This window comes from Acinetobacter sp. UBA5934, from assembly GCF_002430855.1.
In the GTDB taxonomy this organism is placed as follows: Bacteria; Pseudomonadota; Gammaproteobacteria; order Pseudomonadales; family Moraxellaceae; genus Acinetobacter.
On record NZ_DJDC01000087.1, the window covers coordinates 1 to 8,559 of the forward strand.

Here is an 8,559-nt window from a genome sequence, read left to right on the forward strand (position 1 = left end):
TAATGTCCATCGCTTCACGATTTGGCATAAAAGCTGGATATAAAAGTGCTTTCGGGGTATATACCGGTGATCTTGTTTTAATTCTACTGACCGCGCTGGGTGCAGCTTCATTACTGCATACTTTCCCTTGGGTATTTACCTTACTGAAAATTATTGGCGCAATTTACTTAAGTTATCTGGGAATAAAATTACTGATTGCTGCCTACCACACCTGGAATGCCCTTCATTCCACAACGCAAGTATCTACAGTAGAAAAAAATATTGAACAACTCAATCCGTTTAAAACAGCTTTAACCATCAGTATTTTAAACCCTAAAGCCATTTTATTTTATTTGTCTTTTTTCGTGCAGTTTGTCGATCCGGCCTATCCTTATCCCGCAATTACCTTTACTGCACTTGCACTCATTCTGCAGATCATTAGCATGAGTTATTTAACTGTTCTGATTTTTTCTGGCGCAAAACTCGCGTCTTATTTTACCTCACGCTATAAAGTGACCCCCTCATGTGTAGCAGCTGTAGGACTGTTATTTTGTGGCTTTGGTCTTAAACTTGCGACCTCAACCTTGTAGTTTTTTCACAGACAACAGCACATTAAAGTTATCAACACTCTACAAATTAGAGCAATGATGTCTTTGCGCTTGAAAATGAAAAGCGTATGATTAGTACGCTTTTCCACTATTATAAGATTACCATTGCAAAGGATTTATGCAAAAACTTCTCCAAGACTTCTCCATTCCTGCTGTCTTTGCAGGTTTTATTACCTTCCTTGTCGGTATCAGTGTTTCCTCCGTATTGGTGATTCAATCGGCTCAACTTTTGGGCGCATCCACAGCACAAATCACCTCCTGGTTCTGGGCACTGGGTTTGGGCATTGGTTTAAGCGGTTTAATCCTGTCCTGGAAGTTTAAATATCCTGTTGCAACCTCATGGTCAACCGCAGGGCTGGCATTAATTCTGGCCACCGCCAATGGTTATAATCTTTATGAAGCGATTGGGGCATTTTTAGTTTGTGGATTGCTGACGGCGATTTTAGGTTTTTCCGGTATTTTTCAGAAAGTTTTAACCTATATTCCGCAAAGTTTAACCAGTGCCATGCTGGCAGGTGTGTTGCTGAAATTTGGTATTGCACTGTTTGCCAGCATGCAAAATGACTGGGGCTTTATTCTGTCATTATTGGCCGTCTATATTCTGTCTAAACGACTATCTCCACGTTATAGCATTGTCATCACGGTAATTGCCGGTATTGCACTGTGTCCTCTATTTTTACAGTTTCATACTTCAACCATTCATTTCAGTCTGGCTCAACCCGTATGGATGGCGCCTGAATTTAGCTGGTCGGCCATTTTCAGTTTGGCTCTCCCCTTGTTTGTTATTAACATGGCATCGCAATATTTGCCCGGTCTTGCCATGATCAAAAGCTATGGTTATGAACCAAATGTAAACCAACTGATCGGCTGGACCGGAGCAGCACAAACCATTTTCGCGCCTTTTGGATGTTTTTCCGTGAATATTGCCGCCATTAGCGCGGCTATCAGTCTGGATGATCAGGCGCATCCTGACAGCAAAAAACGTTATATTGCCGGTATGAGCTGCGGCTTCTTTTATATCTTGATGGGTGTGTTTGCCGCGACACTGACCAGTATTTTAATGTCTTTCCCTGGCGTATTTATTACTGCTTTGGCGGGTATTGCGCTATTAGGAACCATTGGTCATAACATTGCGCTGGCCTTTCATCAGGCTGCTGAACGAGAAGCTGTGCTACTGACCTTTTTATTTAGTGCTTCCGGTATTCAGTTTTTCGGTATTGGTTCAGCTTTTTGGGGACTATTATTTGGACTTGTTGTTCACTTCATTTTCAAGTTTAGAACACACTCATCCCTCAAATAACATCTATCTTTAGTCGTTGTATTTTTGTACTTATATCTTTCTCGGGAGGATATAAGTTCAATGATCAATTAATATTTTGCCTGCGACGTGCATGAATTGATAAGTTAATCTCCGTTTTAGCCAGGTCGTTGTATAGGGTCAATGCCCCACTGATTTAGAAAAGACATTCATCACAATAACGCCACCGATAATCATGGCAATTCCAATCACAGCAGGCAAATCCAGACTTTGACGGAATATAAAAAATCCAATCAAGGCGGTCAATACAATTCCTACACCGCTCCATATCGCATAGGCAATGCCTAAAGGAATAGTTTTAAGGACTTGAGAGAGCAAATAAAATGAAATTACATAAAAGATAAAAACCAACAGGCTCGGAACCAGTTGAGTAAAACCTTCAGATTTAACTAAAAATGTTGAACCGGTGACTTCGGAAATAATCGCCAAAGCCAGCAAGATATAAGCCAGCAGCAGTGGATTCATATCCTTTTCTCCTTAATCTGTCATTCAAATACTACTTCCACAGAGATTAAGCGCCATCTAACTTAAAATGTTTACCTATCTCAAATAAGCCTAAAAAGATAAGTCACTATATTTTTGAATAAATTGAATCGTTTGCTGAAATGTCTGCTGACTGGCTTTTTTACCCATCATAAATTGGTATTCATGAACTAAAAATTCTTTGCTATTGGGATAAAATACCCCAGTTACAGGTATGTTTTTACGCATCAGAGCATCAGCAAAAGGGACAGACTGAGTTTTGGTTAAAAAGTCTTTATTGCCCCCACTAATGAACACCGGTGGATAGTTTTCTGTGAGATATTGAATAGGAGAAATACCTTTTAAAAATTCAGTATCATCTTTTTTATTGCCCGTATAAGCCTGCACCAAATTAAATATGCCCCACTCGATCAGTTTCAGTTCATCTGGAGCAGTATGAATAAAGGCATTTAGATCATAAATCCCGCAATGCAAGATCAAACCTTTAATTTGCTCACGTTGAATTAACGGCCTAATAGCAGACTGCTGGGCAAAATCCGGATTGCTGAGCAAAGCCGCATAATGACTGACTAAATTGGCACCTGCCGAGTCACCTGCCAGATAGAGTTGCTGTGCATTAATCTGGTAAGTATCGGCATGATCACTAATATATTTTAAGGCCTGATTAATCTGAAGTAACTGCTGCGGATAAATCGTTTGCGGAGCAAATTGGTATTCGACAGAAATCACGTTATAGCCTTGATCAGCCAACCGCTTGAAGTAACCTCGAGCATGTTCTTTGGAACCTGAAATCCAGCCGCCTCCATGCACCCAGACCACAGTTGGCCGGACTCCCAACTCGGCAATGTCGCGGGGCTGGTAAATATCTAGGTGCAGCGCCGGATTTTGCATATATACAATATTTTTCAGTGCCAAAGTTGCTGGAGCATGCTGATCAATAAATTTTTTCTGAATAGTGGTTGAAGCATTAAATACGCCGGCAATGAGCTTGCTACTACTTTGGATATTCTGACAACCACTACTGGATAGTGCCGCAACTAAACATAAACTTAGATTAAAAGATTTGGAATGCACAGTTTGCCCTATCAGTTTTCCCCTTAAAATTTTGCGGGGCATTATCATGTTTTGGGCATTTTAATCCCTGTTTAAACATTTAGAAATACTTGCTCTGAATGTTGAGTTTTTAACTCAGTTTTTAATGCCAAGCAGCGCACACTTATATTTATGATTTTTATATAATTTAATGAATTTTAAAACAATTTTCACAGACTAAATTGATCAATCCGACACAATGTGCTATCTATAAATAATGGCTACATAATAAACACTAAGGAATCGTTCTTATGACTTATCAAAATATTTTAGTCCCAGTTGACGGCTCTGACATTTCTTTCTCCGCGGTGAAAAATGCCGCACAAATTGCTAAAGCATTTTCCAGCCAATTGACCCTGATCAGTCTGGTCACTGAAGATCCATTTTCTGAAGCAGATTTCTATTATCCCTCTCCAATCATGAAAGAATATTTTGTTGAGGCTTATGCCAATGCCGAAAAAGCATTAGAAAAAGCCAAAGCCATTGCTGCCGAAAATGGGATTATTGCAACGCCTCAAATTATTAAGGGAAATATCTCGGAAGAAGGCATTATTAATACGGCGGAAAAATTGAAAACAGACCTGATTGTGATAGGTTCTCATGGGCGTAAAGGCTTTCAAAAATTCTTGATGGGCAGCTTTGCTCAGGATGTTTTAAAAACCACCAAGCTGCCTGTTCTGGTTGTAAAAGAATAAGTTAAAACACGAGCCTTGCATTGCATGTCAGGCTCATTTTATCGGTTCCTTCCTTTCATAAAATAGTCATCATAACGGACTATAAATCATTCGTATTTTTATCAATTCAGCTATATTCATAAGGAAATTTCATGACTTATAAACATATTTTAGTTCCAGTAGATGAATCCCCTATTTCTTATGCAGCTGTTGAACAAGCTTTAGCCCTAGCCAAACCTTTAAATAGTCAAGTCACCATCACCAGTGTCATTGCTGTAGATCCCTTTGTTGGTGTTGATTTTTATAAGGTCGCACCCGCAATTACCGATTATTTTATGCAAGCTGAAAAAAGTGCGCAGTTACGTCTGGCAGAAATCAAGCAATCTTTCATTCGTGATGGTATTACTGTGGATACAAAAATTGTGCGCGGTGTATCGCCAGCTGAAGGCATTATGCATGTTGCGGATGAAGTCGGTGCCGATCTCATTATTATGGGTTCGCATGGTCGAACCGGATTTAAAAAATTAGTATTAGGAAGCGTGGCCCAAGAAGTATTAACCCAATCGCCAATTCCAGTACTGATTATGAAAGTATAAGCCATAAAAAAGTCCCTACATTACAGGGACTTTTTTCTATCCATCTTTTCATCATCTGCTTAGAGTATGTTCTAAGCATTTGTTTTAGAAATATGCTGATATAAAGTTTGCAGGTAAATTTCTGCTTCCAGTTTGCTGTCAAAGTTCTTTTGATAGCTTCCCGTAGCTTGAATATTATTTGGCGTATATTCAATCATAACCACAAATTTTCCGTCATGGACATTTTTTGAAACTCGAATCGCAATAATATGTTGAGAGTTCAAGTAAAAACCATCTTCAATTTTAACTAACAAAACCAATCTCCAGTCTACTTAGCAAAATGACAGGCTAATGCAATCACAGTCTGTTAAATGATAAAAGCTCATCCTGAGATGAGCTTCAATATACATATATTACCCTTAAAGGGTGATTAATTCGACACTTCCAATGTGATTATTCAATATGTATTTTGTCTTACTATGATAGGATTTGATGAAGTTAGTCTAAATAATAAGCCGCGCTTTCAGAAAGTTAAATGAATGAATTATTAACTAAAAAGCCTTTTTCCGATTGTCATCAGAAGAAGGCTTTTTCTACTTAGGCAGTGATGGTTGAGTTATATGCTCAACATACTGTTTAAAGTTTCCGTTACGTTTTTAGATTTCACTTGTGGCTTTAACGCTTCCAGTGCAGTTTTTACTTCTGTACGTTGTGGCTCTGCCAAAGTGTACCAGCGAGAAAGCACTTGTAATAAACGTGAACCAACAATCGGGTTTTTCTGATCCAGATATTTAGCTAAATTAATATAGTGCTGTACGCCAAAACTCCAGGTATTCACCGGATTGGCATTTAAACCACCACTTACCGCACGAATACGGTTTGGTGTACCCAAATCATAGTCCGGATGTGAAGTTAAATATTGAATCGTTTCCTCAGTTGCTTTCGGATGTGCAGCCTGTACCATAAACCATTGATCTAGTGACAAAGCTTCATCTTCAAAGCGGCTATAGAAGTCTGCTAAAGCTTCTTGAGCTTGTGGTGCATCATTCCAGACCAGAACTTTAAGTGCACCTAAACGTTCAGACATATTACCGGTATGATACTGCTCATATGCTAAATCAAAGGCTGATACATCACCTTGACGTGCAATCATACTCAGCATAATGTTTCTGAGTGCGCGAACACCCATCGCTTGCGAGAATTCACTTTGGTTATCAGGATCTAATTCCAGATAGGTTTCTTTGCAGAACGAACCAAATTCACGTGCCAATGTGTCCAGTAAAGCGTTACGCTGTTCCTGGATTTTGGCCGGCTGATAATCTGCATCAATACGGCTACCCAAATACCCTTCTGTAGGTACATCAAACAAACGTGAAGCCAACAGCGGATCTTTTTGAATGACTTCAGGCAAGGTATTTTTCATGGCTTGAATATAAATATCAGCCTCATGACCTTCCAGTAAAATTCGTTCCAGCAAGGTTTGAGTGGCTTGCCACTGGTTAAAACCGTTGGTTTCATATTGCATCAAGAACGCCAGCTCTTGATCTGAATAATTGAATTCCAGATTGACCGGAGCAGAGAAATTACGCAGCAATGACACTACAGGTTTCGCTGTGATGCCGCTAAATTCAATCGTTGCTTCTGCCTGATCAAATAAATACATGCCATCTTTTACCCCATTTTCAAATAAGGCTTTTGACTGCAAGGTATATTGCTCGCCTGTTTCTGCATTAAACAGTGCCAAAGCCACTGGGATGGGTACAGCTTTTAAATTTGGATATTTTGCATTCGCTTTTAAACTTTGTTTAAAGCTTAAACGATAGCTTTGAGTCGCAGCATCGTACTCACCTTTGGCTTCCAGTTTTGGTGTTCCAGGCTGGTTGTACCAAATCAGAAATGCTGATAAATCTACACCAGAACCCGCAGTCAATGAAGAAATCCAGTCTTCAACTGTCACCGCCTGACCATCATGACGGCGGAAATATTCGTCCGTACCTTGACGGAATTTTTCTTTGCCGAGTAAGGTTGACATCATGCGGTTAATTTCTGCACCTTTTTCGTACACAGTCGCGGTATAGAAGTTATTAATTTCGACAAAATGATCTGGACGTGGCGGATGCGAAAGCGGACCTGAATCTTCAGGGAATTGATGCGCTTTGAGTACCGCGACATCATCAATACGTTGTACCGCAGCAGACTGTAAATCTTCCGAGAAAGACTGGTCACGGAATACGGTTAAGCCTTCTTTCAAGCACAATTGGAACCAGTCACGACAGGTAATCCGGTTACCCGTCCAGTTATGGAAATATTCATGCGCAATCACAGACTGCACCCGCATGATGGCAGCATCTGTCGTGAATTCTTCATCAGCCAGCACACAAGACGTATTAAAGATATTTAAACCTTTATTTTCCATGGCACCCATATTGAATGCGCTTGTTGCGACAATCATGTAGTTGTCCAGATCATACGGACGACCATAATGTTCTTCATCCCATCGCATCGAATGTTTTAGGGCTTCCATCGCAATGTGACATTTAGGAATATCTTTTTCTTCGGCATAAATTTCTAGTGCAACGTTACGGCCTTCAGACGTCACATAAGAATCTTTTAACACCGCCAAATCACCAATCACGCAGGCAAACAGGTAGCTTGGTTTTTTGGTCGGATCTTGCCAGATAGTATAGTGACGGCCTTCGCCTGCCTCACCCGCTTCCATCAGGTTACCATTGGCTAAAAGTACCGGGAATTTTTTATCGGCTTCTACGCGTGTGGTAAATACAGACAGCACATCCGGACGGTCCGGATAGAAAGTAATTTTACGGAAACCTTCAGGTTCGTTTTGGGTGACAAATAAATCATCGCTGGCTTGGTACAAACCTTCAAGCTGGGTATTGCTTTCCGGATGAATAACAACTTCTGTTTCAAGAATGACTTCATTCGGTGCATTGGCAATCACCAGCTGTTCAGCATCAAGGGTGTAGTCTGCTTCAGTCAGTAGCTTGCCGTTTAACGTGATGGATTTTAATTCCAGATCACGCCCGAGCAGCACCAAATCCCCAGCAGTCTGGCGCTTCATCACCAATGCTGCATTCACATTGGTATGATCGGTATGCACCTGAATATCCAAGTTGATTGAATCAACCAGAAAAGAAGGTTTTTGATAGTCTTTTAAATAAACAGTCTGGTCTGCTTCAACCACTGGGTTTGCCGCGATATTCATATGATGTCCTAATCCTGTCGTTCTTAAGCCAAGACTTTGTTCTTGTGAAATGCTTCGATCATACGACAACTTTCACAATCTGTCTGTGCGGTTGGTTTGAGTTATATATGGGCATATTGCTGCCAGTTTTCAATTCAGGTTATGTACATTGGTACATTTAATGTCCCTATTGATGATTTAAAGTACATAAATGCACGATTTGGATCATTTTAATCTTAAATACTGCTCTGATTATTCAATTTAAAAAAGAGGATGCGAACAAGACTTATTTTTCATAAATGACTGTATAAATTAAATTTTTTCGATGCAATAAAAATATTTAACTCAAATTGACACTAATTTTCAAGATGACTACATTTTGAGCACGTTTTTTGCTTGTATTCATCTGTGTAAAGCGCACTATAAAAAGTAAAGCAAAACTAGAAGAGGTGTATGATGTATTTAAAAGACCATATTGTTCGCGTCGAGAATATCAAAACCATGCAAACGCTTGATGCTGCAGGAATCGATCACAAAGTCATTGCCATGTTTATGAGCTGTGAAGGAATTCCAATGCAGTCGATTGATATTTGTACAATTCTGAATAACTACGATGCCTTAGGGAGCT

8 protein-coding genes are annotated in these 8,559 nt (G+C 39.8%); 4 read left to right on the top strand and 4 right to left on the bottom strand.

Features of this window, described 5'->3' with window-relative positions:
* Positions 1 to 569: leucine efflux protein LeuE (gene leuE, locus B2Y23_RS06235; protein WP_291369674.1), on the top strand; the 569-nt coding region annotated here is incomplete at its 5' end.
* Between the two features lie 136 nt (positions 570 to 705).
* Complete coding sequence (locus B2Y23_RS06240; protein WP_291369676.1) at positions 706 to 1,887, top strand: benzoate/H(+) symporter BenE family transporter; 1,182 nt, start codon at positions 706 to 708, stop codon at positions 1,885 to 1,887.
* 138 nt (positions 1,888 to 2,025) lie between these two features.
* Here B2Y23_RS06240 and B2Y23_RS06245 read toward each other — a convergent pair whose 3' ends face one another.
* On the bottom strand, positions 2,026 to 2,370 hold the full coding sequence (locus tag B2Y23_RS06245; RefSeq protein ID WP_291369677.1) for a DMT family transporter: 345 nt from the start codon (positions 2,368 to 2,370) through the stop codon (positions 2,026 to 2,028).
* A gap of 90 nt (positions 2,371 to 2,460) precedes the next feature.
* Positions 2,461 to 3,462 carry an alpha/beta hydrolase gene (locus tag B2Y23_RS06250; RefSeq protein ID WP_409515225.1) on the bottom strand — a complete coding sequence of 334 codons (1,002 nt, stop codon included), beginning with the start codon at positions 3,460 to 3,462 and terminating at the stop codon, positions 2,461 to 2,463.
* Positions 3,463 to 3,731: 269 nt separating this feature from the next.
* Between B2Y23_RS06250 and B2Y23_RS06255 the strand changes: the two genes are divergently transcribed.
* Positions 3,732 to 4,175, top strand: a complete 444-nt coding sequence (locus B2Y23_RS06255) for a universal stress protein (RefSeq protein WP_291369681.1) — start codon at positions 3,732 to 3,734, stop codon at positions 4,173 to 4,175.
* Positions 4,176 to 4,306: 131 nt separating this feature from the next.
* Positions 4,307 to 4,750 carry a universal stress protein gene (locus tag B2Y23_RS06260; protein WP_291369683.1) on the top strand — a complete coding sequence of 148 codons (444 nt, stop codon included), beginning with the start codon at positions 4,307 to 4,309 and terminating at the stop codon, positions 4,748 to 4,750.
* A 71-nt stretch (positions 4,751 to 4,821) separates the two neighbouring features.
* Here the strand turns inward: B2Y23_RS06260 and B2Y23_RS06265 are convergent, their stop codons facing one another.
* Both B2Y23_RS06265 and pepN read right to left on the bottom strand, forming a co-directional pair.
* Complete coding sequence (locus B2Y23_RS06265) at positions 4,822 to 5,043, bottom strand: hypothetical protein (RefSeq protein ID WP_291369685.1); 222 nt, start codon at positions 5,041 to 5,043, stop codon at positions 4,822 to 4,824.
* 302 nt (positions 5,044 to 5,345) lie between these two features.
* Positions 5,346 to 7,952: an aminopeptidase N gene (gene pepN / locus B2Y23_RS06270; protein WP_291369687.1), complete on the bottom strand. Its 2,607-nt coding sequence runs from the start codon at positions 7,950 to 7,952 to the stop codon at positions 5,346 to 5,348.
* Positions 7,953 to 8,559 lie beyond the last annotated feature (607 nt).

Excerpts from the sequence above, each read along its gene's own strand:
- B2Y23_RS06240 (WP_291369676.1), top strand. The coding sequence starts at position 706 with ATGCAAAAACTTCTCCAAGACTTCTCCATTCCTGCTGTCTTTGCAGGT.
- B2Y23_RS06245 (WP_291369677.1), bottom strand. The coding sequence starts at position 2,370 with ATGAATCCACTGCTGCTGGCTTATATCTTGCTGGCTTTGGCGATTATT.
- B2Y23_RS06255 (WP_291369681.1), top strand. The coding sequence starts at position 3,732 with ATGACTTATCAAAATATTTTAGTCCCAGTTGACGGCTCTGACATTTCT.
- B2Y23_RS06260 (WP_291369683.1), top strand. The coding sequence starts at position 4,307 with ATGACTTATAAACATATTTTAGTTCCAGTAGATGAATCCCCTATTTCT.
- pepN (WP_291369687.1), bottom strand. The coding sequence starts at position 7,952 with ATGAATATCGCGGCAAACCCAGTGGTTGAAGCAGACCAGACTGTTTAT.